The 24,360-nt window shown below is 66.6% G+C and carries 20 protein-coding genes; 4 read left to right on the plus strand and 16 right to left on the minus strand.

Features of this window, described 5'->3' with window-relative positions:
* A partial coding sequence (locus tag FNH04_RS00005; RefSeq protein WP_152779091.1) for a helix-turn-helix transcriptional regulator occupies positions 1–1,067 on the minus strand: 1,067 nt, incomplete at its 3' end.
* A gap of 86 nt (positions 1,068–1,153) precedes the next feature.
* Here FNH04_RS00005 and FNH04_RS00010 point away from each other — a divergent pair.
* A complete protein-coding gene (locus FNH04_RS00010) occupies positions 1,154–1,612 on the plus strand; it encodes a cupin domain-containing protein (RefSeq protein WP_152779092.1) in 459 nt (152 codons plus the stop codon).
* The gene (locus tag FNH04_RS00015) at positions 1,609–2,016 is read left to right on the plus strand and encodes a DUF1304 domain-containing protein (RefSeq protein WP_322722105.1); all 408 of its coding nucleotides are present in this window, start codon (positions 1,609–1,611) and stop codon (positions 2,014–2,016) included. Before FNH04_RS00010 ends, FNH04_RS00015 begins: the two co-directional genes overlap by 4 nt.
* 380 nt (positions 2,017–2,396) lie before the next feature.
* Here FNH04_RS00015 and FNH04_RS00020 read toward each other — a convergent pair whose 3' ends face one another.
* The 10 genes from FNH04_RS00020 to FNH04_RS00065 form a co-directional block, all read right to left on the minus strand.
* Positions 2,397–2,561, minus strand: a complete 165-nt coding sequence (locus FNH04_RS00020) for a hypothetical protein (protein ID WP_228030915.1) — start codon at positions 2,559–2,561, stop codon at positions 2,397–2,399.
* 127 nt (positions 2,562–2,688) lie between these two features.
* On the minus strand, positions 2,689–3,369 hold the full coding sequence (locus tag FNH04_RS00025; protein ID WP_152779093.1) for a response regulator transcription factor: 681 nt from the start codon (positions 3,367–3,369) through the stop codon (positions 2,689–2,691).
* Entirely contained in the window at positions 3,366–4,586 is a 1,221-nt protein-coding gene (locus tag FNH04_RS00030; protein WP_152779094.1) for a sensor histidine kinase, read from the minus strand. The genes FNH04_RS00025 and FNH04_RS00030 overlap by 4 nt, the downstream gene beginning before the upstream one ends.
* Before the next feature lie 114 nt (positions 4,587–4,700).
* Positions 4,701–7,040: an MMPL family transporter gene (locus FNH04_RS00035; protein WP_322722108.1), complete on the minus strand. Its 2,340-nt coding sequence runs from the start codon at positions 7,038–7,040 to the stop codon at positions 4,701–4,703.
* Positions 7,041–7,212: 172 nt separating this feature from the next.
* Positions 7,213–8,154, minus strand: a complete 942-nt coding sequence (locus FNH04_RS00040) for an SGNH/GDSL hydrolase family protein (protein ID WP_152779095.1) — start codon at positions 8,152–8,154, stop codon at positions 7,213–7,215.
* A 551-nt stretch (positions 8,155–8,705) separates the two neighbouring features.
* Entirely contained in the window at positions 8,706–9,500 is a 795-nt protein-coding gene (locus FNH04_RS48810) for an IclR family transcriptional regulator (protein WP_152779096.1), read from the minus strand.
* Between the two features lie 358 nt (positions 9,501–9,858).
* Positions 9,859–11,331, minus strand: a complete 1,473-nt coding sequence (locus tag FNH04_RS00050; RefSeq protein ID WP_194236479.1) for an APC family permease — start codon at positions 11,329–11,331, stop codon at positions 9,859–9,861.
* A gap of 842 nt (positions 11,332–12,173) precedes the next feature.
* Positions 12,174–13,259, minus strand: coding sequence for a ferredoxin--NADP reductase (locus FNH04_RS00055; RefSeq protein ID WP_322722113.1), 1,086 nt, complete (start codon positions 13,257–13,259; stop codon positions 12,174–12,176).
* An 86-nt stretch (positions 13,260–13,345) separates the two neighbouring features.
* Entirely contained in the window at positions 13,346–14,092 is a 747-nt protein-coding gene (locus tag FNH04_RS00060) for a hypothetical protein (RefSeq protein WP_152779098.1), read from the minus strand.
* An 82-nt stretch (positions 14,093–14,174) separates the two neighbouring features.
* Positions 14,175–15,584, minus strand: coding sequence for an FAD-binding protein (locus tag FNH04_RS00065; protein ID WP_152779099.1), 1,410 nt, complete (start codon positions 15,582–15,584; stop codon positions 14,175–14,177).
* A 427-nt stretch (positions 15,585–16,011) separates the two neighbouring features.
* On the opposite strand from FNH04_RS00065, the gene FNH04_RS00070 reads away from it, so the two are divergent.
* Complete coding sequence (locus FNH04_RS00070) at positions 16,012–16,623, plus strand: TetR/AcrR family transcriptional regulator (protein ID WP_152779100.1); 612 nt, start codon at positions 16,012–16,014, stop codon at positions 16,621–16,623.
* A gap of 82 nt (positions 16,624–16,705) precedes the next feature.
* Here the strand turns inward: FNH04_RS00070 and FNH04_RS00075 are convergent, their stop codons facing one another.
* From FNH04_RS00075 to FNH04_RS00095, 5 genes are all read right to left on the minus strand, one after another.
* On the minus strand, positions 16,706–16,867 hold the full coding sequence (locus FNH04_RS00075; protein ID WP_152779101.1) for a DUF1059 domain-containing protein: 162 nt from the start codon (positions 16,865–16,867) through the stop codon (positions 16,706–16,708).
* Between the two features lie 13 nt (positions 16,868–16,880).
* Complete coding sequence (locus FNH04_RS00080; RefSeq protein ID WP_152779102.1) at positions 16,881–18,116, minus strand: cytochrome P450; 1,236 nt, start codon at positions 18,114–18,116, stop codon at positions 16,881–16,883.
* Between the two features lie 52 nt (positions 18,117–18,168).
* A complete protein-coding gene (locus tag FNH04_RS00085; RefSeq protein WP_152779103.1) occupies positions 18,169–19,557 on the minus strand; it encodes an FAD-dependent oxidoreductase in 1,389 nt (462 codons plus the stop codon).
* A 144-nt stretch (positions 19,558–19,701) separates the two neighbouring features.
* The gene (locus FNH04_RS00090) at positions 19,702–20,937 is read right to left on the minus strand and encodes an NAD(P)/FAD-dependent oxidoreductase (RefSeq protein ID WP_322722119.1); all 1,236 of its coding nucleotides are present in this window, start codon (positions 20,935–20,937) and stop codon (positions 19,702–19,704) included.
* A complete protein-coding gene (locus FNH04_RS00095) occupies positions 20,934–21,254 on the minus strand; it encodes a 2Fe-2S iron-sulfur cluster-binding protein (RefSeq protein WP_152779104.1) in 321 nt (106 codons plus the stop codon). The genes FNH04_RS00090 and FNH04_RS00095 overlap by 4 nt, the downstream gene beginning before the upstream one ends.
* Before the next feature lie 619 nt (positions 21,255–21,873).
* On the opposite strand from FNH04_RS00095, the gene FNH04_RS00100 reads away from it, so the two are divergent.
* Positions 21,874–24,228, plus strand: a complete 2,355-nt coding sequence (locus tag FNH04_RS00100; protein ID WP_152779105.1) for a SpoIIE family protein phosphatase — start codon at positions 21,874–21,876, stop codon at positions 24,226–24,228.
* Positions 24,229–24,360: the final 132 nt, after the last annotated feature.

The following is a 24,360-nucleotide window of genomic DNA, read 5'->3' on the forward strand; positions in this document are numbered from 1 at the left end:
GCCGACGGGGGGCCCGGGGACACGTTCCTGCGGACGGTGTGGTTCTCCGGCTGGAGCTTGGCGACCAGCTCTCCTCGGCTGCATACGTCGGCCTTGCCGAAGATGGACTTGAGGTGATCCTGCACGGTATGCGGGGAGATCCCGAGCCTGGTCGCGATGTCCGAGGTAGAGCGGCCGGCGATCACCTCCCGGCAGACGTCGCGTTCGCGGATGGTCAGCGCGTACGCCGCGAACAGCAGTCCCAGGAGTTCGGCGCCCGAGGGCTGCTTGAAGGTGACCACGGTTTCGTCGTCGTCCTCCCCGGAGATCAGTCTGCTGGCCTCCATCAGGATCCAGCCGCCCGAGGCGTCGCGGACCCGCGCCCGGAACGCCCCGGAGGGGGCGGCCCGCGCACCGACCACGACCGCGCGCAGCATGACCGCGAATCGGCCGGGTGCGATCTCGTCCAGTTCGCCTCGCCAGGATTGGGCCGCTGCCGTCGCAGCCCGGGGTCTGCCGTCCGGGCCGACCACGACGATCGCGGGCTCACCGGGTCCACGGCGGCCACCGGACCGTGCCGCCAGGCGGGTCGCGGTGGCCAGCGCCGGTGCCACGGCCGTGACGAACTCGACCTCGCGGTCGCTGAAGTCGCCGGACCGCACCATGCCCGCCGCACCCCAGCACGCGCCGTCGACGCGGAACACGGCACGCAGTTCATGATCGAGCCCCAGAGGTCGCCAGACCTCGTTGGCCCGGCCACTGCGGACGATGTCGCGGTGCGGAAGGTCCGACGATCTGGCCACCGGCACCGGGCGCCGGCCCAGTTCGGCGAAGGTGTGCGGTTCCGTGCCGTTGTACTCGTACGTTGCCAGCAGTGGCTCGTACCGCTGCGGGATGCGGCTGGCGCCACTGGTCATCGAGCTGATCACTGCGGTGTCCGGGTCCAGAGAGGCCCAGCAGGACAGTTCGGCGGATACGACCCGGCCCACCAGTTCGATCGCGGCCGTGTGCAGTTCGGTGATCCCGAGGCCCGCTGTCGCGAGTGCGGCGATGTCACGGCGCACGCTCTGCGCCCGTCCTTCCCACATGTCGGAAGTATGCGCCTCGTCCTGACGGTCCGATATCCCAGATTTCCGGGATGGAAAGCCCCACGCCAGGGTCCTAGCTTCGGCTCATGGCACACAAGACACACCTCAGCAGCGTGGGCGAGGGCCTCGAACTGGACTCGCCGGACGCCAGGATCATCGTCAAAGTGGACGCCGAGCACACCGACGGCACCTATGAACTGTTCGAGGTCGACGCCCCCAGAGGTCCGACCGTGCCCCCGCACGGCACCCCGTGGGCCAAGACGTACTACGTGCTCCACGGCCGGATGACCGTGTTCGTGGACGGCGAGCTCCACGACCTGGGACCCGGCGCGTCGATCACCATCCCGCCGAACGCCCTGCACACCTTCACCGTCCACACCCCGTCGGTGCGGTTCCTCGCCATCAGCCTCACCGACGCGATGGGCAGGTTCTTCCGCGACATCGACCGGACGGTGCCCGCCGGCACACCGCTCGAGGAGGCGTTCCCGCTGCTCCAGGAGGTCGTCGGCCGACACGGCATCCGGCTGTCGGAACAGCTGCCGTGAACGCGGTCACGCAACTGTTCGCGGGCCTGGCCGCGGCGATCCATGTCTTGGTGTTCGTGTGGGAGACCATCGTGTTCGACCGTCCGAGCGTGCACCAGGGGATCTTCCACATCCCGAGTGAGGACGTGCCGGCAGTCAAGCTGTGGTCGTTCTGCCAGGGCTTCTACAACCTGTTCCTGGGCCTCGGCACCGTCATCGGCCTGATCGCGTTGCACAGCGGAAACGAAACCGTCGGCCGCACTCTGGTGTTCTACACCTGCGCTTACATGGTGCTCGCGGGGGTCACGCTCGCTGTTTCGGACCGTATGGGTCTCGGCCGCGCCAAAGGCTCCGGCGTCGGCGGCACCGTGGCACAGATCTCGCCGCCGCTCATCGCGCTCGTCGCCGCAGCAGTGTCGCTGTGAGCGGTGCCGTCGGCGAGAGACCCGGGACCGGGAAAATCCCCGTGGCTCCACGGCCCCACCCGGCAATGCCGCCCGGACCGTGGTGGTTTGAAGAGGCGGGGAGCAGGCAGCGGATTTCCGGGACGGTCAGGACGATCGGCTCGCTGTTGCGGGCGGGGGTGCAACAGGCGCTGCATTGGCCCGGGCCGGGTGTGGCCCCCGCCTGCTCGGCCGGCTGGCCGCAAGGCGACGGCGTCCACCACGCCAGGCCCCCGGGCCGGTCTCCACCCGCAGACCGGGTGCGATCCGGCGGGGCGTACGGCCCAGGGGTGCGAGGGGGCCGTCATACATCCACCGCCCATCTGTTCAGTCCCTGTCTCACGTCAGTCCCTGTCTCACGCCTACTTGATGAGGTCCTTGAACTTGTAGTAGGCGCCCGCGAAGGGCAGGAACCAGGGCGGGCCGAAGTGTCCCGGGATACGTCGGAAGGGCAGGTCTCGCCAGGGGTTGGCGGTTGGCGTCCCGTTCATGTACTCAGCCATCTGCTTGCCCATGTGCGTCGCCATCTGCACGCCGTGGCCGGAGTAGCCGAAAGCGCGAGGCTAAGCAGAACTACGGGCCTTTTCGAAGGGCTGTTGGTGAGTCTGACATCCTCCTGTCCGCTGTCGAGCCGGAGCGATGCGGTGGCCGCGGTCAGAAACTGGTCGGCTCGGCACGCACCAGGCCGGTCTGATAGGCAATGACCACAAGTTGAGCACGGTCACGGGCGCCGAGCTTGGTCAAGGCACGCTGAATGTGTGTACGCACGGTCAGGACGCTCAGCACGAGCTTGTCGGCAATCTCGTTGTTGGAATGGCCTTGGGCGACCAGTGCGGTGACTTCACGTTCGCGCGGAGTGAGGTCGCTGAGGCGTTCAACGGGCGCGATGAGGGCTGCTGGCGAGGAGCCGGTGAGGAAGCGCTTGATCAAGGTCCGGGTGGCCCCCGGTGACAGCAGGGCCTCGCCGGCTGCGACGGTACGGATCCCTGTCAGCAGCGCTTCCGTGGTGACGTACTTGCCCAGGAAGCCACTGGCACCGACGCGCAGGGCCTGGGCGACGTATTCCTCGGTCTCGAACATGGTCAGAACGAGGACTCGAGTGGTGGCCAGATCGGGGTCGTCGCAGATTGCGGCCGTGGCTGTCAGACCGTCCGTGCCCGGCATGCGGATGTCCATGAGGACGACATCAGGGTGATGAGTGCGGGCGAGGTCAACGGCCTCTTGGCCGTCCCCGGCCTCGCCGACCACCTCCATGTCGGCGCAGGAGTCGATCAGGAGCCGGAACGTGCCTCGCAGCAGGGCTTGGTCGTCGGCGAGCAGGACACGGATGGTCAAGGGGTTGCCTCTTGTCGTTCGGCCAGGCTGTTCGCCTGGGTGTAGGGCTGAATCGGCAGGGCGGTGGCCACTTCGAAGCCGCCCTCGGGGCGGGGCCCGGCACGCAGGTTCCCGCCTACCGAGTTGGCGCGCTCACGCATGCCCATCAGCCCGTACCCGCCGCCGGGTACCGTCGGGGGGACAGTGGTGCCATCGTTGGTGACTGTGATGGTCAAAAAGGTGTCCGAGTAACCGAGCCGGACACGGGCGGCGTGGTCGGACGCGTGCTTCGTGGCGTTGGTGAGAGCTTCCTGGATGATCCGATACGCCGTCAGGTCGACCCCCGGAGACAGAGGCCGGACTTCTCCCTCATTGACGACCGTGACCGCGAAGCCGGCCGACTCACACGCCGCCACCAGCTCCGGCAGGCGGCTCAGGCCGGGAGCCGGTTCAAGCGACTCGGCTTCCGAGTCCTCGGCATGACGCAGTACACCCACCGTGGCCCGCAGCTCCAGCAGAGCGGAGGATGTCGTGCCCGCCAGGTCGGCGAGGATCTTCTGCGCTTGCTCCGGGTGGGTGCGAGCGAGGTGGGCAGCCGTGCCGGCCTGCGCGTGGGCCACCGCCATGTGGTGAGCGACCACATCGTGCAGTTCGCGGGCGATACGCATGCGCTCCTCCGCTACACGCAGCCGTGCTTCCTCTTCGCGGGTGCGCTCCGCATACGCCGCCCGTGCGTGCACGGATTGCAGATAATCGTGTCGCATGCGCGCGCTGCCGCCACCGACCAAGGGCAGCAGCAGCCACAGCACGGGACCAACCGTCCGCAGCAGGAGCATGTCGCTGTTGGGCTTGTCCAAGATGGCGGTACTCACCACCATGGCCATGATCACCAGACCGTACCAGCGCGTGATCTTGGAATCGGTGCGGACCGCAAACCAGTACAGCGCCATCATGAGGGGCGCAAGCAGCAGCGGAGTGGGAAGGTAGCCGAGGGCTCCGGTGGCCACAGTGCAGACAGTGGTCACTGCTACGGCGAAGCGCGGGTGACTGCGCGCCCTCAGCAGGCTGAGGCAGGAGACGGCGGCCAGGAGAGTCGCGATCCGATCGTCGCGTGGGAGATCGGCCCCGGGAAGACTGAGCGAGGTACCGAGGGCCGTGCATGCGAACAGCGCCAAAATCGCCATCGTGTCCACGGCGTGGGGATGACGCTCCGTAAAGCGCTCAATGTTGCTCGTCATCGTGTTTCTCCGGCTGCGAGTACTTGGTCCATGGTGGCTGATGCGGCGGCGAACGGCCCGTGCGGGCCGCCCGAGGCGTGGCCTCGGGCGGCCCAGGAATCGGCAAGGCCGGGGTCAGACACGCACCTCGACCGACTCGTCCGGGGTCGGGTCCGGGTCGAGAACCTGACTTTCGGCAGGCCGACGGCTCAAGGCCTCACCCTCCACGTCGACCCGGGGCAGGATCCGATCCAGTCCATTCGGCATCCACCAGGCCTTCTCCCCAAGCAGGGCCAGAACAGCGGGCACGATCGCCATCCGCACGACAAAGGCGTCGAAGAGCACTGCGGAGGCCAGGCCGAACCCGATCATCTTGATCATGGAGTCGTGCTCACCGATGAAGCCGGCGAAGACCGCGATCATGATCAGCGCGGCGGCCACCACAACTCGAGCACTGTGACGGAACCCGGAGACCACCGCCTGCCGGGCCGACTCCCCGTGGACGTAGGACTCCCGCATCCGGGCGACAAGGAAGACCTCGTAGTCCATGGCAAGGCCGAAGACGATACCGACCAGGAAGATCGGCATCAGGCTCATGATCGGCCCCGTCTGCTCCACGCCGAACAGGCTCGCACCATGGCCCTGCTGGAAGACCAGGACGACCACGCCGAGGGCTGCCAGCACCGACAACAGGAAGCCCAGTGCCGCCTTGATCGGCACCAGCACGGACCGGAAGACCACCAGCAGCAGGACGATCGCCAAACCGACCACCACGATCAGATACGGCACCAGCGCCGACTGAACCTTGGTGGCGATGTCGATGTTCAGCGCGGTCGTGCCGGTGACCTCGAAGGACGCGTCGGCCTCCGACTCGATGGCGGGGCGTTCACCACGGATGGTCTTGACGAGGGTCTTGGTCTTCTCGTCGGTGGGGCTGGTGGACGGCGTGGCCATGAACACCGCGGTGTCACCAGCCTCGTTGAAGCGCGCCTGCGAGACCGAGACGATTCCCTCGGTGTCCCCGATCTTCTCGCTGATCGTCGCCACGGCCGCCTTCGCGTCGGCGGAGCCCTGAGCGTCCACGACGATGGTCAGAGGCCCGTTGAAGCCGGGTCCGAAACCCTCGGCGAGATCGTCGTAAGCGCGGCGTTCCGTAGTGGAGGTGGGCTTGGCCTCGTCGCCGGGCATACCCAGCTGGAGGGAGGTCATCGGTATCGCAAGTGCGCCGAGACACACGACGCCGAGGATGAGTACGGGGAGCGGGCGGCGCAGCACGAAGCGGGCCCAGCGGGTGCCCATGTTGTCCCGGTCGCGCTTCTCCGCCGAGAGGCTGTTCAGAGGCACGACCTCGCCCTCTGTGCTCTTCCGGGCCAGGGCCTTCCGCCCGGGCAGCAGCCGCCTGCCTCGCGCGGCTCGCCGGCGGACCTCGGCGGTCTCACCCTCCTTGGATTGCTTGCGGGCCCGGCGTGTCAGCACGGCGTTCGGCCAGAACCCGAGGAACGCCGGGACGACGGTCAGCGCGACCAGCACGGCGACGACAACCGCGCCGGCGGCGGCCAGACCCATCTTGGTCAGCATCGGGATACCGACCACCGACAGGCCGACCAGCGCGATGACCACGGTGAGCCCGGCGAAGACGACCGCCGACCCGGCGGTACCGACAGCCAGCCCGGTCGCCTCCTCCGGCGTCCGGCCCTTCGCGCGTTCCTCGCGGTAGCGGGAGACGACGAAGAGGGCATAGTCGATGCCGACCGCCAGCCCCAGCATCATCGCCAGCGTGCCGGTGCTCGTGGACAGCCCGAGCGCGTCGGACAGGGCCAGGATCGAGAACAGGCTCACGCCGACGCCGAGGATCGCGGTCAGCAGCGGTAGCCCGGCGGCGGCCAGCGAGCCGAAGGTGAACAACAGCACGAGCGCCGCCACCGAGATGCCGATGATCTCGGCGACCCCGCCCGGACCGCCACCACTGTCCATCGCCGAGCCACCGGCCTCGACGGTCAGGCCCGCCTCACGCGCCTGGTCGGCGGCCTTCTCCACCGCCGTACGACTGGCGTCGGTGACCTGGTCGGACGCTACCTTGTACGACACCGTCGCGTACGCCGTTGAGCCGTCCTTGCTGACCGCCTGCGACTCGAACGGGTCCGCGACGCCCGCCACCTGCGAACCATCGGCCAGCGAGTCGACCGCTTCTTCGATCGCCTGCCGGTTGTCGGTCGCGGTCACCTTCTGGCCGTCGGGGGCGACGAACACCACCCGCGCGGTGGCCCCGTCGGCCGCTGCGCCAGGGAAACGCTGTTCCAGGAGGTCGAATGCCTTCTGGGATTCGATCCCAGGCATCGAGAATTCCTCGTCGGAGGCTGCCGGCGCCTGCAGAGCACTCAGCCCCACGGCGGCTAGGAGGGCCACCCACATGAGGGCGACATAGCCTCGCCGCCGGAAGGCCATACGGCCCAGTCGATACAGAAAAGTTGCCACGTCAGCGAACTCCAAGTCCGTTCTCGATTGCCCCTCCAGCCTTGCCGGTGAGGACCTGTTCCGTCGTCATACAGCTACTGGCAATGCCGCCTACCGAATCCGCTGGACTGGGTACTGAATTCGCAGTACAGCCGGGGTCGCCCGTTGCTCTGCCGGTCCCGCGGCGCCTGCGTCAGCCGGTCGCGCCTACCACGCGCAGAACGGCCCTGGCCATCCCGAGCTCACCGCGTTCGTTGGGGTGCACCGGAGCCGCTGCGGACTCCGGGATGAGCGGTTCGACCCAGCGCACGTCCTGGCCCGCACAGGCGTCACGCCCGATGGAGGACGTGTAGGTGTCGACGTACACCGCTCCGGCAACTCTTGCGCTGTTGCGCAGCATCGCGTTGAGCTGCTGTTCCTTCTCCCGAAGGAAGCTCACATCACCTGGCGCGAGCCCCATCGCGCGTTCGCACCCGCTGCTGTCGGCGGGCAGAATCGCCGGATAGCCCACCACGTACACTCGCGCCTTGGGCGCCCGGCGTTCGATGTCGTCAAGCACGCTGGACAGCCGCCCGCCTGCTGCCTCGATCTTCGCCTGGACCTCATCGGTGCCAGCGGAGACGAACTTGCGCCGGCACGGAGCGTCGTCAGTCTCCGAGTCGATCCTTGTCTCTATCTGATAGCGGACGCCCACCTTGACGCACGTGGTGATCATCGAGCTGAATCCGATGTCATTGCCACCGATTCCCAAGGTGATCAGCCGGGTCGCGTCGGACACGGCGGACAACTGGGCCGGGTTGACTCCGTTGTCCGTGGACTGCGGAGCGAACAAGTCGTCAGTGGTGGCACCGCTGCAACTCATGTCTCGGAACTCATCTGATTTCACGCCGAGTTCGCCTGCCACCAGCGCGGGGTAGTTCCGACTGGATCGGTCGCAACCTGCAGGCCTGCCATTCTGTGCAGGTATTTTCGGCCCGGACGTGTAAGAGTCTCCGAGGGCTACGTACGGCCCGTTCGAGGGCTTGAGGTAGGACGACGCGGACTTACCGTCGCTGTCCCTACCGATCCCGACCGCGGTGACCAGCGCAGCGCACGAGGCGACTGCCGCAAGCCCGAGAGTAGTGCGAGTCTTCATCGAGGTCCTGCCTCCAGTACGCGGCCCGAGTGGGATCGTCCGGTCGAACGCGCTGGCACGTGAACAGATCTGACGGATCGTCAGGCGCCGCAAAAAAGGTGTGCGGCGGCAGCCCTCACCGCTGAAGCGGCACGGTTGCCGGTTTCCGAAGTCACCTCAGCGTCTCGGGGCGCGGCCCCTACGTCGTCGTGCCACTGCTGGCACTGTTCGTGCTGCAGACGCAGTAGGGCCGAGTGGGGCAAGTGCTTCGAATTCAGGTGGAGGCTCATCGCGGAGTACGAGTCCAAGCGGCGGTGATCCACTCGCGCCGTCGTTCCGTCGTTACATCCGGAAGCGCTCCGCTGCGGATACGCCCTCAGCGGGACGGCCTCGGCGCTGGTTTGGGCGCCACATCCTGACTACCTGCACCCTCCTATTCATAGAGACGACACAGAAGCAGGGTTCAGAATGTGGTCGATATGCGCACAGAGCGCGTACTTAACGTACGCCAGATCGCCACGGGAAACCGGCTCGAACCTACGCCATCCCCCGTGGCAGCGAACCCGGCGCCCTCATTTCCGAGAAATGGGCTGGGCCAACCTCTCGCCGTTCTCCTTCGGCAGAGCGGCCATGATCCGCGCCGCACATGCCTGGAGCGCCTCGATCGCCCGGCTCTCGTCCGGGTTGACCCCCAGCCACACCACACTGACGCTCGCCGTAGCCCTGCCTTCCGGCCCCAGAACCGGGACCGCCACGCCACTCGCCCCCGTGAAGAGTTCGTCCCTAGTCACGGCGAAACCGACTTCGCGCGCCTTCGTGATCTCCGGTCGCTCTCCAGGACGGGGGTTGTCACCAGCCAGAATCGCCAGACCGGAAGCTGCCTGCGTGAGTGGATGGCGAAGCCCAGGGCGGTAGGCGATGTGCATCCGAGAGACGACGGGCTCCTGAACGATGGCCACCACCCCGTCCTCGCCATGACGGATCGTGAGGGCACAGGTGCAAGAGAGCTCGTTGGCCAGTTCCTGCAGCTCTTGCGCGGCGACCTCCTGGAGCCGTGAACGCACATTGGCCGCGAGGTTGAGCAGCCCCAGGCCGAGCGTGAATCGCCCGTCCGGCCGGCGCTCTACGAGGTTCGCCGCTTCCAAGGGCTTGAGGAGCCTGTAGATGCCGGCTCGGTGCGTCCCCATCTCTTCAGAGATCGCGGACACCGTCAATCCCAGTGGACGCTCACCGAGCAGCGTGAGCACGCGCAGCCCGCGCTCGAGAGTGAGAGAACCCCCGGCCGACTCACCGGCAGCACTCTTTGGTGCTGATGGCCGGGACACCGTTGCGTCTTCTCCGTCCGGACCCTGGGGCTCTTTTGTCACAAGAGCGAGTATAGCGTCGCACTATCTGTACACCGTGAGGATGGGAGGAGGGTCCGATCTGGGCTTCGGCCCGAATTCGGCCGCCCGTCGATCCTCAAACGCCGGAGCAGGGTCACTGCCTCGCCGAGGAGCCCCGGACAACCAGCTTCGACGTTGCCGACCCGCTCAACACCCACGGCGACGGTCCCTCCTCCTGGTCATCTGACCGAGCGAGCGTCATCCGCAGCTGAAGATCCATGGTGCGCAGCTCGACTCAGATCAGTCGATACGTCGGTGCGCCCGATGCCAACGGTTGGCATCGGGCGCACGGGCGGGGGCTCGTAGGACGACTAAAGCGAGTACGTAAGCCCAACTCCTACTACGCCTCCTCGCGTCCGATTCGGGCATAGATCTCGGGACGGCGTCCACGCAGTGCGACGGCGAAGGCGACGCCCACGATGAAGACCGCCGAGAAGACGAGGAGCGTGCCGTTGCGGAATGCCGCTGAACCACCCATGAGAGAAGGAAGGTTGAGGAGCGCAATGGTCACGCAGAGCAGCAGGAAAGCCGTGGCAAGGGCGGCAGAGATACGGTATCGCCAGATCGCGGCAGAGCTCTGGACGCGCGCGAAGTAGACGAGCGCGGCAAGCGAGGTGAGCGACAGGGCGAACGCGATCGGAGCTGAGGACGCACCGGCGAACCATGAGTAGACCTCCTCGCCCTTCATACCGAGAGCGGCCATGACACCGGCGCCCAGGAGCATGGCGCCGCTCGTCGTGAGCGAGGCGATGTGGGGCGAGTCGTGACGTCCGTGCACCGCCGCGAGGGGCTTGGGGAGGATGCCGTCCTTCGCGAGGTTGAACACGTACCGGCTCATCATGTTCTGCAGCCCCAGGTGGGAGGCAGCGATGCTGGTGAGCAGCAGCACGGACGTGACGTCGTTGAAGCCCGCGCTGATGTAGCGCTCGGACACGGTGAAGAAGGAACCAGCCAGGTCATCGTTGACGGCCTTGACAGCCTGGGAAGTGCCGAGCCCGGTGATGACCGCCCACGAAGTGATCGTGTAGAAGACGCCGATCAGGACCACGGAGATGATGGACGCCCGCGAGATGGTCTTCCCGGGCTGGGAGGTCTCGTCGCGGTAGATGGCGGTCGACTCGAAGCCGACGAAGAACAGGATCGCGAGCACCAGGGCGAGGCCGACCTGGCCGGAGAAGAACTCGTCCGGGGTGAAGACGGTGGCGGAGACACCTTCGGGGCCGCCCTTGGCGAAGACGACCGCATCGAAGATCAGCACGACAAGCACCTCGACGAACAGGGCGACGCCGAGCACCTTCGCCGAGATGTCAATGCGAAGGTATCCGAGGGTGCCCACGATGGCCCAGAACAACAGCGACCACACCCACCACTGCACATCCGGACCGCCCTCCCGGACGACGAACGCTGCGGTCGCGACGCCGGCATAGCCGTAGAAGCCGAGGGACAGGACGGCGTAGGCAAGGAGGGTGAGGAACGAGGCACCCAGGCCGATGGGCTTGCCCAGCCCCGCACAGATGTAGGCGTAGAAGGAACCGGGTCTCTCCACGTACTGCGCCATCCCGCCAAAGGCGACCGCGAAGAGGGCGAGCGCGACGGTGATCACCAGGAAAGTGGTCGGGGTGCCCAGTCCGTTGCCGTAAGCGATGTTGATGGACACGTAGCCCGTGGTGGCGCTCAAAGGTGCGGCCAGGGCTATCGCCGAGAAGATCAGGTCACGGGTTCCGAGCTTGCCACGCAGCTGCTTTCCGGTGGCACCGTCCGCCGATGAAGGCGATCCAGGGTCCACGGCAATGGGTTCACCAGTGGTAGCCATCGACGTTCCTTTCGAGGGGGAATCCTGCGGCCTCAAGGCTGTGCCTGCGGCCTGAAGGCTGTGCCTGCGGCCTGAAGGCTGTGAGAGATGAGCGGAGAACTGACCAGCCATCGCCGGCGAGTGCGTCTTCGACCCAGTGCTCTGGGCGACGCGTCAGTCTTGTTCTCGTACACTCAGGGAGTGAGCGATAAGTGTCAAGACGCGCACAGATAACGTTCGACCGATTTAACTAACCATTGCCGACCCCGAGGCCTCAGGCATCTGATCCACTCCACGCGCACCACGCGCCGGAGACATGAGATCCCAGGAGGGGCCAGCAAGAGATGACGCCGGTCGAGGCAGGTCAGGCCCCGAGCCGACGATCAGAAATCACACACGAACAACGGCAGGAGCGATCTACGGGCGGCAACTCATCGCACGCTCCGAGCAAATTATGCGAGCAGCAAAAATGGTGCCCTCAACAGCAATGAAGGGGCGCCGCGTTCACCAAAGGGAATACCGTTAACCGTGCGGCCAGATGAGGCATTTGGTAGCTTTGGTCAACCGATGGCGAAGGTTCTGGCCTTGATTGACGCCCATACCACCGCCAGACAATGCGTCCGCCGGAGCACGCCCACGGCGGATCGAGCTCGCTGCGGCAGTCGAGTCCGAGCACCCAACACTGGGCGCGAAGAAATACTGCACCTGGTGTTCAAATAACGTCCGTCGGCAACCACCTTCCGCATGTCCGACAGGCCCTGCCGATTGGGCTGACCGTACGGTCGAATCCCGACCACCCCACTCCCACGACTTCACCGAGAGCGAGGCAGCCCCCTTCGGCAGGGCCACTGGGTAACCCCAGCTCAGCTGAAGCTGATCTTGAGATGCTCGGTAACGGGCAATGACTGGCACACGAGGCGGATGCCCTCCTCGATGTCCTCGGGCTCCAGCACCTCGTTCGTGACCATCTCCACGTCACCCTCGATCACCCGGCACGCACAGGCGCTGCAGTCGCCGAGCCTGCAGGAAAAGGGGGCGGGGATGCCCTTCTCCAGCAGGAAGTCGAGCAGCAGCACCCCGGGCCGCCAGTCGTCGAACTCGAATGCGGCACCATCGATCTCACCAGAGACCCGCGTGCACCCGGCTCCCTCCGGAGCAGCCGCGCCGAGGTCGGCAGCATCGACGACCTCGGCACTGATCTCGAAGGGGTTGCCGCTCAAGGACACGAACTTCTCCTGACGGCGTCGTTCCCGCGGGAAATCCAAAGACTTCAGAACGTCCGAGACAGCCTGCATGAAGGGAGCCGGGCCGCACATCATCGCGTGGCGGTCCGTGAACTGCTCCGCGAATGCACGGATGCCTGCCGCCGTCGGAAGCCCTTGGCTGTCCTCGAACCAGTTGGTGATCGTGAGCCGGTCCGGGTACTCGGCGGCCAGTTTCGCCAGCGTCGATCCGAAGATGACGGAGTCGGCACTGCGGTTCGCGTAGAACAGCGCCACCGAGCCGGAGCCACGCGCCAGGGTCTCCTTCGCCAGGGAGATGACCGGCGTGATGCCGCTTCCGCCGGCGAACAGCAGAAGGTCGTCGTCCACCGATGCTGCGGTGAACACCCCGCTGGGCGGCAGTGACTTGAGGGCCTGACCGACGCGGACGTTGTCACACAGCCAGTTCGACGCGTAACCGCCGGGTGTGCGCTTGACCGTCACCGTCAGCAGACCGCCCTCGTGCGGAGCGCTCGCGAGGGAGTAGCAACGGGCGACGAAGCCCTGCTCCTCGGACGGCACGGCTATCGTCAGGAACTGGCCGGAGCTGTAGCTCGTGGGCTCCGGCGGTTCGAGGACGAAAGACTTGGCATCGACGGTCTCCGCGACAACATCGACGACACGCAGCTCAATTGGGGAACTCATCGCTCGCCTTCTTTCAACATATCGGACCTGGTGATCGACCACCTGGGGTCCGATCGATGTCGCCGTGCTCGGCGAACTCTTTCCTTGTCATGTGCGTTTGCGTGCCGCGAGATGTCGCGGCCCCCTTTTCACGCCACCAGTCGGTCCAGGGCGTACTTGACGTCGGCCTTCAGAAACGTCTCGACCGGGAGACCGTCCTTGAGATTGGCGCGGTGGGCTTCCAAGGCACGCTGCGTCTCTTCGGGCGTGACCGCTGTGAGGCGGGCGTTGACGTAGCCGATCCAGCGACGCTGGTCGGGTAGCTCCGAGTCCTTGTACTCCTGGATGGGGGTGAGGATGTCCAGGCTCTGCACGGTGTTCGGCTCGACCTTGTCCGACGTGGCGTGGATCTCGATGTCTGCTTCGGGGGTCCTGCCGCTGGCGTCGTACGCGATGACGGTCCTCATACGATCCTTGACCGCGATCACCTCGGGCCAGATCAGGTCGTAGCGCTTACGCTCGCCGGCAGGAACGGCCAGTCGCGTGATCGCCCGGTCGTTGATCGCCTGCAGCACCTTCGCCGGGTTGTTCTCGACGACCGTCTCCTTGTTGTGCGGCCAGAAATCGTACATGCTGAGGTCACCGAAATCCCGGCCCACGTGAATCGCGTAGATCTCGGGATAGATGTCCTTGATTCCCGCCGCACGGCGTGCCCGGAAGAACTCGGAAACGGCGCCCTGAATCAAGAGGCTGGCTCCGATCGCTCCCCATGCCTCGTGGATCACGATGCCGAAACGGTCATGCCGGTCCCAATCGGGGAAGATGGAGTCCATACCTCCCACCGCGCCGTCATGCCTGACCTCGAACATGTCCGGTGTGAGCTGGTTAGTGTGCACGAGACTTTCCTCCGAATAGGAACGGCTCCACATGGGTGCCGGTGGTTCGATTACTTGCCCAGGCCGATTGGGTTTTCACGGCTCACGCCGTCGGACTCGATTCAGAAGTACTGGCGTGACAACCGCTTCGGCGTCCCAGGACGAGAGCCTTGAGGGATGAGGTGTAGTTCACGTACTCGCCGAAGTAGCCGCCGGCGACGTCTCCGGCGGCGTAGAGCCCCGGGATCGGCCTGCCGTCGAGCGAGAGCACACGACCGTGTGCGTCGACCCTCAAGCCGCCCAGGCTGAAGCAGATGCCCGCCTGGACCGGCCAGGCCTCGAAGGGCGCTTCGGTGAGCGGTACGGCACCGTCGGTCTTCGGGATGTCGAGGCTCGTGCCCGCACCACCGCCAGCGGAGTCCGCGTCGCATGCGGCGTTGTACTCCGCGACCGTGCGAGCGAGTTCTTCGGGGGAAACGTCGATCAGTTCCGCCAGTTCCTCGATCGTGTTCGCACGGAGGGGCGCCCCTCCGCTGCTGAACCTCCGCTCGTAGAAGGGATGGCGGCTTCCCTCCGCATCGAGGAGGTAGAACGCCGTTCCGCCCGGCTGGTCCCGGACCGCCTTCTCCGCGGGCTCCCACAGCGCCTCGTCGACGAACCGCCGACCGTCCGTGTTCACCATGATCCCCAGCGGGCCTCCACCGACGACCCACCGTTCGCCCTTGGCGCGGGCGTCGATGGTCAGTCCGTGCCACTCACCCAGATCCCCGGTGGTCGCCGCGCCGAGACCGAGGGCGACGCGAAGGCCTTCGCCCTTGTTGTAGTAGGCGTACCGAGTCAGCGGTACGGCATACCGCGCGCGGGGGCCGAGGTACTGGGTCATGAGCTCGTAGTTGCCGTGGAACCCGCCCGTTGCCAGGATCACCGCCTGCGCCGAAACGCTGCGGCGTGCGCCGGCGCTTTCGAGAACGACATGGGTGACCGTGCCGTCCTCGCCAGTCCGGATGTCCACGAGTGCGGTCTCGTAGGCGAACTGCACGCCCAGCCGCTTCGCCTTGTCCTCCAGGACGTCGAGCATCACGTTGCCGCCGCCGTGAGGCATCAGACCGGGCGCGAAGCCGTCGTCGATGATGTCGCTCTCGCTGTAGGAGAACTCGAATCCCAGCTGCCGAAGCCACTTGAGAGTCGGTGCCGCGTCCTCGATCCAGGCGGAGAGGAACTCGCGGTCGACACCCCACCCGGCGGCGGCCGTTTCCGCCGGCGCCGTGGACGCGCGCAGGGCCGCGATCAGGTCGGGGTCGACCTCATCCACGCTCTTCATGCTCATGTAGAACAAGTTCTCGCGAGTGTTGCCACCGCGATCGACCGCGGGCGCACGGTCGCAGACAAGAACCCGAGCGCCGGATTCGGCTGCCGCGACCGCCGCCGCGGCACCCGCGGCCCCGAATCCGGCCACCACCACGAGCGGGGCCTCGTGGACGACTCCATTGACACGTTCAGTAACAGTGCTCATCGGATCCTTCTCGACATTGTCATGCGCTGCGCAATCGGGTTGCAGTCCGCTCTCACGCGGCTTCCGGATCGGCCACGCGGTCGCGCCTCCGGCCCCACAGGCCGGCCGTGACGCCGTGAGAACTGAGGTCGTGCGACCAGAAGCAGGAGGCGAATCGCCGTGATATAGCTATGAGCAGATGACTTAGTTGGGCGCCCGAACAAGTAATACTATCCTTGTACCGTGCCTAACGGTGCGCGTCAAGCGCTCGGGGTCGACCGCCGCACAGTCGACGCGTACGGGACGAGACGCGCGATCCGCCGTCGACCAGGAGTCGCCTCAGGTCACCCGGCCCACCCCCGACCGGCACCAACGGCCGGGGGACGACCTTTGCCGTGACCAAGTCGTGCGATAAACTCGAATTCGCAAATTTCCCCGAGGGAGAAAAATGGCTCACGTTCCAGCAGACGAGCGACGTATCCAGCTCATCCAGGCCGCCTCACGCGTGATCAGTCGCCAAGGGGTCAACGGCGCCACAACACGAGCCATCACCACCGAAGCCGGGGCTCCGCAAGCAATTCTTCACTACGCTTTCGGTAGCAAAGACGCACTTTTCGCCGAATTGCTCCGCTGGTCGACAACCATCACTGACGAGATTTTCGACGAAGCCCGCATTCCAACCGGTTCTGGTCTGCTGGAGGCCGTCAATGAGCTCCTCGGTGGTTACCGAAACGTCGACCGCTCGCTGACGTTCGCCCAGTTCGACATTCTCCTCTGGAGCATGCGGAACGAGGCCACGGAGAGCGAGGCCGCAGACCTCTACGAGCGCTTGCTTTCCCAAATCTCCTCGTCCCTGGAAAGGGCGGCCCGCGAGAATGAGCGTGACGCTGATTTCCGGTATCTCGCCAAGTTGATTCTGATCATTTGCGACGGAGTTCAGTTCGGCATGCTCTGCGCTGGTGACAGCTACGTCGACGCCGAGGACATCACAGGAATCGCGAAGATGATCCTGACCCTCGCCCAAACGCGCGCCCCCCTGCCCAGCGGCCATGGGGGCTGACTGCCTGGCGTCACCCACGAGTCGAGGCCGGTTCACGAAGCGGTACGCGCCGTGAACCGGCCTTTGCAATGCCGACTGCCTTCTAGTAGGCGAAGACGAGAATCTCGTCCCTGCCATACGTGTCGGCGAGGTCCGGATGGACCGCCCGTAGATGCTCCTGAGCCACCTCGACCAGGCCGTCTTCGCCCTCACCCGTGAGAAGCACGCCGCAGGGGCATCGCAGATTCAGAGTCGCGTCAGGCATGGTCCCTCCGATCTCAACCAGCAGCCTGCTGAGGCTCGAAGACGATCGGCACGCTGGTGAAGCCGGCCGCCTGACCGCCCTCCCAGGTGACTTCCTTGCCCTCGCGCTTGTCCAGCTGGAACTCGGGGACCCGCTTGAGGAACTCCTCCACGGCGACCTTCGCCTCGACCCGGACCAGATGGGCGCCGAGGCACCGGTGGACGCCCTGTCCCAGGGACAGGTGGGGGTTCGGCGACCGGTCGGGGATGAGGTAGTCGGGGTTGGGGAAGACCTCGGGGTCCCGGTTCGCAACCCCCGAGAGGGTCATGACCGTGTCGCCCTTCTTCATCGCGATCCCGTGGAACTCGATGTCCTCGGTGACGAGCCGGCACGGGGCGGGGCCGGTGTAGAGCCGCATGATCTCCTCGACCGCACCGGCGACGAGAGAGGGCTTGGCCAGCAGGCGCCGTCGCAGGTCGAGGTCCCAGCTCAGCCTCCAGATGGACCCCGAGATGATCCGCGAGGTGTTCTCGAGACCGCCGATGAGCAGGATCGTGAAGAAGCTGAGCAGCTCCCAGTCCGTGAGGCGCTCGCCCTCGAACTCGGTGTCGATGATCGTCGAGAACACGTCGGTTCCCCCGGGCTTCCGGCGGCGCTCGTCGATCACGTTCTGCACGTAGGCCGTCATGTCGGCCACCTTGCGCTTGGCGCCCTCGGGATCGGTGAGGTGTCCGCGCGCCATCGCCTCGACCCAGTCCCGGTACATGTCGCCGTCTTCGGCGGGCAGTCCGAGGAACGCCGCGGTGAACTGACCCGGCAGTTCGTTGGCCAGTCCCTGTGAGACGTTGACCTCGCCCTGCCCGATGAACCGGTCGATGAGACGGTTGGCGTGCTCGCGCACCTGGTCGGTGAGCGCCCGGGCCCGCATGGGGTTGAACGGCCCGGCCACCATCTGACGGTACTTGCGGTGATCGGGGTCGTCCTGCTCCGCCATCATGAGGATGGCGTCGCCGGTCTCGTACTTCGGGAAGATGTTCCCCTTGTTGGAGAACGTCTTGGTGTCCTTGAGGATGTCCTGGCATTCGGCGTAGCCGCCGGCGACCCAGAAGCCCCCGTACATCTCGCTCCGGCCGATTCGCTGACCGGCCGCGACCTGGTTGCGGATGGCCTCGATGTAGTCGCTCGGGGAGCCGTCCGGGCCGATGTGTGGGTTGTAGTGATCGAAGTCTTTGAAGATGTCGCCTGTTGCGTTCTCAGCGCCTGTCGTCATCGTCGTTCCGTTTCCGTGAGTGCGGTACGCCTGAGCTGGTTCGACCTGGCCGTCACGCCGTGCCGTCGAGGGGCGTCACGGAGGTGGGGTAGTGCTCCCGGTCGACCGGCGGGATCTCGTTGCCTTCGGCGATCCACTTGTCGCACAGGGCGATGAACTCCTCGGTTTCGAGGTCCTCGGGCCGCAGGTCGTACAGGGCGTCGTTGACCGTGGAGGAGACGTCCGGGCGCTGGGTGGAGAGCACCTCCATGGCGAGGCCTCGCGCCGCGTCCTGCTCGGACATCGGGGTGAAGTCGTCACTCCACTCGGCGCCCTCGAAGCACGCGTCGGTGGAGCCGGCGAGACCGAAGGCTCCGTCGAGGATCGGCGCCAGGTCGTTCTGGATCGCTCGGGCGACGCCGTCGAGGTCGTCGGCGGCGGCCAGGTGCTCCATCACGAGGACAGCAGCGGCTGCGGACAAGCTCATGCCCTGTCCGTAGATGGGGTTCATCGACGCTGCCGAGTCACCGACGGCCAGGAACCTGTCGGGCATGTTCGGGACGAGGTTCCAGCGGCGAAGCAGGGAACCGTCGATGTGGTACGTGTTGACGTCGCTCACCGGCTCCGCCTTGCGGGCGATCTCGGCCGACAGCGGGGTCGTGCTCTCGGAGAGGAACTCGATGACGCCCTCGCGGTCACGCGGCGGGTAGTCGCGCATCATGCCCACGGCCGTGAGCGCGTGGGTGCCGTTGTCGGCGGGGAACAGCGCGATGCCCCGGTGCTCGCCCGGCCACGGCAGCGCGCCGAGTCCGATGACCCCGTGCTTCAGCGCGTCGTCGGGCAGCCGGACGAACTGTGTCGCGTATCCCGTGTAGGCGTTGACGAAGGACTCGGCCGGAGCCTCGACCCCGTGGGCCGCCAGCCAGTCCGGGGCCTTGGTGCGCCGACCGGTGGCGTTGATGACGAGATCGGCGTCGAGGGACGAGCCGTCCCGGAGAGTGACCCCCGTGACCTTGCTGCGGTCTTCCGTCACCTCAAGACCGGCGACGGAGGCGTGCACGATCTCGACATTGGGAAGAGCCTGTACCCGCCGGCGGATGACCAGCTCAAGCAGGGGACGACGGGTGGCCACCCACTCCTGACCCGGCACCCGGAGGCGCCAGCCGGCGCCCGTCAGGGCAACCACACTGGCCGCCTCGTCGAAGGGGGCACCACCCTCCGCGAGGAGGTCCTCGCGGAGACCGGGGAGCACGGCCTGCATGCGCTTCAGCCCGGCGGGGAGAAGAGCGTGGATCTGGGCGCCCTGGGGAACGCCTTTGCGCGGTTCAGCCTTGTCCTCGAGCGTGTCCCGCTCGAGGACGGTCACCTTCTCAAAGGACTTGCTGGCTGCGCCGGCGGCGAGCAGGCCCGCGATGCTGGCCCCGATGACGACCGCGTGGTCGAACTTCGAAGACGTGGACATGGTGGTACCTCCAGATGAAAGGGGGCCTACTGCGCCCTGGAATCGCCCGACTGGGAATGTGGGGTCGCCCTGACTGCGTCAAAGCTGACGCTCTGTTTCTGCTGTCGATCACGCAGAGGCGCACTGCCTCCGCTCAGAGGGGTGTCAGACCGGCGTCAACGCCGTCGACATGTCTGTGACCCGCTCCGGATCGATCGTTCGTCCGGCGGCGAGGGCCCGACGGACAGCCATGTAGTCGCGCGGAGAGTTGACGGCGTCCACCGCGAGGAGCTGACCATCGCGGTAATAGAGCACCGAGAACTTCTCTTCTTCGGGTCGCCCACGCACGAGTGCGGTGTCGAATCCGGAGGAAAGGCCGGCGATCTGCAGCTTGAGGGTGTCCTGGTCGGACCAGAACCAGGGAACCGAGGTGTACGGCTCGGCTCGTCCAGCGATCGTCGCGGCGGCGCACTTCGCCTGGTCGACCGCGTTCTGGACGGATTCGAGACGCACGCGCGCGCCACCGGCGAACGGATGCGACGTCGTGGTGCAGTCACCGGCCGCGACGACCGCGGGGTGACTCGTCCGCGCGTACTCGTCGACGACGATCCCGTTGTCGCATTCCAGCCCGAGCTGTTCGGCAAGCGCCAGACGTGGCACCACACCGATGCCCACCACGACGAGGTCCGCGGGCACCGTCGTACCGTCGGCGAGCTCGACCGCCGTCACACGCCCCTCACGTCCCTCGAATCCGACCACCGAGGCACCCAGCCGAACCTTGGTTCCACGCCGCTCGTGGGCCTCCCGGTAGAACTCCGAGACGACCGGCGCGACAACGCGACCGATGAGCCGGTCCGCGGCCTCCAGCACGGTCACGTGAAGGCCTCGGGCCCGTGCCACTGCGGCAGCCTCGAGGCCGATGAACCCACCGCCGATGACGACGACGCTCTTGGCCACGGCGAGGTCCCGCTTGAGGGTCTCGGCATCGGAGAGGTCCCTGAGGTAGCTGATCCCCAGGAGGTCGGAGCCGGACAGACTCAGCCGGCGTGGGCTGGCGCCCACCGTGAGAGCGAGGTGAGCGAACTCGAACGCGCGCCCCCCGCTCGTGACCGCCACACCGGGGGCTGTTCCGTCGGCGCCCGGGGCAGTCACCTGGGTCACGCGTGCACCGCGGACGACTTCAATGCCCTCTCGGGCGAAGTAGTCGTCGGAGCGCAGCGCCAGGCTGTCGGCGTCCGCCTTGCCCGCGAGGAACGCCTTCGACAGCGGAGGCCGCTGATACGGGAGTGCCACCTCCTCACCCACGATGGTGATCGGGGACTGCCATCCAGACTCACGCAGGGAACACGCCACCTGCACCGCGGCCTGGCCGCCTCCGACGACCAGCAGGCCCGAGCTCACTGGACCGCCGCAATCTCGATCTCCATGCCATCGAGAGCGTCACCGATCTCGATCTGACACGCGAGACGGCTCGTCGGCCGCCGCTCCGCCATCGCGTCGTCCAGCATCTCCGCCTCGATGTCGTCAGCTTCGCCGACGGCTGCGGCGAACTTCTCATCGACGTAGACGTGGCAGGTCGCGCAGGCAGCGGCACCGCCGCATTCGGCGATCAGTCCGGGGACGCCCTGCTTGACGGCCGCCTCCATGACCGACAGGCCAGCAGCTGCTTCGACGTCGCGGCGCGTGCCGTCCGGACATATGTAGTGGATGGTGGGCATTTATGTCTCCTCGAAGATCAAAGCGTGAGCATTCGCGATGGGGGGAGAGGTGGCATGGACCGCGAGGGGAGCCAGAACGCGCACGCCGAGAGCCGCATGCGCCCAACAGGAACGGCCGAAATCCGCGTTGACCGTTCGACTTAGTTGGGCGCTCGAACAACTCAACTACGGCATTAGTACCCCTACAGGTGACGAGCGTCAATACTTCAGGGAACGGTTGGGGCGCAGTTCTTCAGCGCGGGTCGTTTGACCTGGGCAAACGCATCTACCTCCTGGCGACGGGAAACGCTTGCCGCCGCGAGGGCGGGGTTCCTGAGCCGCAGCATCAGCCACGCGAAGATCCAAGCCCACAGCAGGTCGGATACCTGTTTGCCATGAACGCCTTGACGCCGGACGGCTCGCCGAGTACACCTTTCAGCTTGTCGCTCGGCACCATGGCGATCTCGGCCAGTGGCTCCGCGTCAACAACGCGATACGGGCGGTTCCCACTCTCCACGTACGGCGCCCGCTTCGGCGGGCCGGGCCCTGGCGGGCCTCGTCGGCCCTTCGAACCCAGCTGGCAAGGCGACAGGCGGCGAGTAATCTGCTGACAGGGGCACGGACCCACGACAGGACTCCCATGGCGACAGCCCGTATACCGGAGGCCGACGCGCCAGGCGACCCGTTCGACGCGCGTACGGCAGCCACAGTCGTGCTCGATCGCCATGGTGCAGTTCTCGCGTGGAATGACGCCGCGCGTTCGGCGTACGGCTTCAGTGCCGAGGAGGTCGTGGAACGGTCTGTCCAGGACATTTTGTTCGACTCCGAAAGCACGTGGCCGGGTCCGCTCATCGCCGCCGAGCCTCCAGGACCTTTGACCAAGGCGTATTCGCTGCGCCACCGCGACGGCGGGACGGTGCGTACGGCGCTGCATGCGTCCCCGTTGGAATCCCCGGATGCCGGGCTGGTCTGGCTGGTGACGCTGGTGCCAGAGGCCCGCTTGAAACACTGGGTCACCGACCAGGCCATGCTCCACGGCTTGTTCACCCAGTCCCCCATCATCCTGACGGTGTACGGGCCCGACGGCCGTGTGAGCTGGGTGAACGCCGCGTTGGACGCACAGATGGGCACGCCGGAAGAATGGGTCGGGAAGCACGTCAGGGACATGCTTCCCGGCGGCGAGGTGCTCTCCCCCGCCCACCCCGACTCGTTGGAGAACGTGGTCGAGCAGGTGTTGCTCACGGGAAAGCCACTCTTCGACGTCCACTTTCGCAGTCCCTTGCGCGGCGACCCGACTCATCAACGCGTCTGGTCCTGCTCGTACTTCCGGCTCGAGGACAGCGAGGGACGCGCACTCGGTGTGTGTGAAAGCGCGTTCGACATCACCGAGCGGTACGAAACCCACCGACGGCTCGCTCTGCTCAGCCGAGCCAGCACGATCGGGCTCAGCCTGAACGTCGAACAGACGGCAGACGACCTGGCCGCCCTGGTGGTCCCGGAGTTCTCCGACAGCGCCCGGGTCGAGGTCGCCGAATGCGTGCTGGCGGCAGACCAACCGTCGGCTGCCCTCACCGAGTTCCCCCGGGCGCTGCGCACGGTCGCCGAGCGTGCCGCCGACAGCGCCGCGGTCCTCCCCTCATACACCCCCGCAAGCACCGGAAGCTGGATGCGTTTGACGCTTCCCTTGCGGGCGGGGGCAGCGCTGTTGGGTCAGGTGACGTTCCTGCGCTCCGCGTCCAGAGACCCGTTCGACGAAGCGGACCATGCCCTTGCCGCAGAGCTGGTGTCGCACACGGCCGTCTGCATCGACAACGCGCACCGCTACGCACGCGAGCACAAAACCGCGCTCACGCTCCAGCGCACCCTTCTTCCACCCGCGCTGCCGGCGCCTACCGGCGTAGAGGTCGCTCACCACTACGCTCCGGCGTCAGGCCCCAAGGGTGTCGGCGGCGACTGGTACGACGTGATTCCCCTTTCGGGAGCCCGGGTGGGACTCGTGGTGGGAGACGTCGTGGGCCACGGCGTGAACGCCGCCGCCACCATGGGCCGACTGCGCACGACCGTGAGCGCTCTGGCTGCTCTCGATCTCGACCCCGGCGAGCTGTTGGCGCGGCTGGACGACCTGGTCGCTCAGGCCCGCACCGGAATTCACCCGGCCCAGCCTGCTGCCGACGAGGATCCGGCTACAGGGGCTCGATGTCTGTACGCCGTGTACGACCCGGCTTCCGGCCGGTGCTCCCTGGCGAGCGCGGGCCACCTGCCTCCGGTGGTGGCCCGGCCCGACGGAACATCCGAGCCTCTCGCTATGGCCGTAGGGCCTCCCCTGGGCCTCGGAGGGCTGCCCTTCGAGGTCACCGAGCTCGACCTGCCTGAGGGAAGCGTCCTGGCCCTGTTCACTGACGGGCTTGTTCAGCAGGGCGACGGTGACCCCATGGCCGGCGTGACGGACGTATGCCAGGTTCTACGACAGCCGAAGCTGTCCCTGCCACGTGCCTGTGAGCAGATCGCCTCGCGCACAGCACCGACCGGTCCCGCTCGGGACGATGCGGCGTTGCTGCTGGTCCGCGTACACACACTCGCCGAGCGAGCCATGGCGAGCTGGGCTGTCCCGGCCGACCCCGCAGAGGTGGCTGGAGCGCGTGGACAGGTCTCGCGACAGCTGACGCGCTGGGGGCTCGACGACGTGGCCTTCGTCGTCGAATTGGTCGTCAGCGAGCTGGTCACCAACGCGATCCGCTACGGAGGTGCCCCCGTCCGGCTGCGCCTGCTGTGGGACCAGGGCCACACCTTGATCTGTGAGGTCTCGGACGGCGGGCACACCTCCCCGCATCTCCGGCGGGCCGGCCTCTTCGACGAGGGTGGTCGCGGGCTCTTCCTGGTAGCCCAGTTCACGGGCCGATGGGGCACTCGCTATACCGCTGACGGCAAGACCATCTGGGCCGAAGTACCGCTTGCCGCACCCGCATTTGATGTTGCCGCATCAATGTTCGAGTGAGTTGGCCGGAGCACGGCAGGTAACCGAGCCGGCCCCTCAGGGGCCAGTGCCCCGCCCATAGAGCAATAGAGCACGGCGGGGAAGGCGTCTGCGTGGCCCACCTCACTGGCCCTTCGCTTGACCTTGACATCG

This window comes from Streptomyces phyllanthi (assembly GCF_009377205.1).
Lineage (GTDB): Bacteria > Actinomycetota > Actinomycetes > Streptomycetales > Streptomycetaceae > Streptomyces > Streptomyces phyllanthi.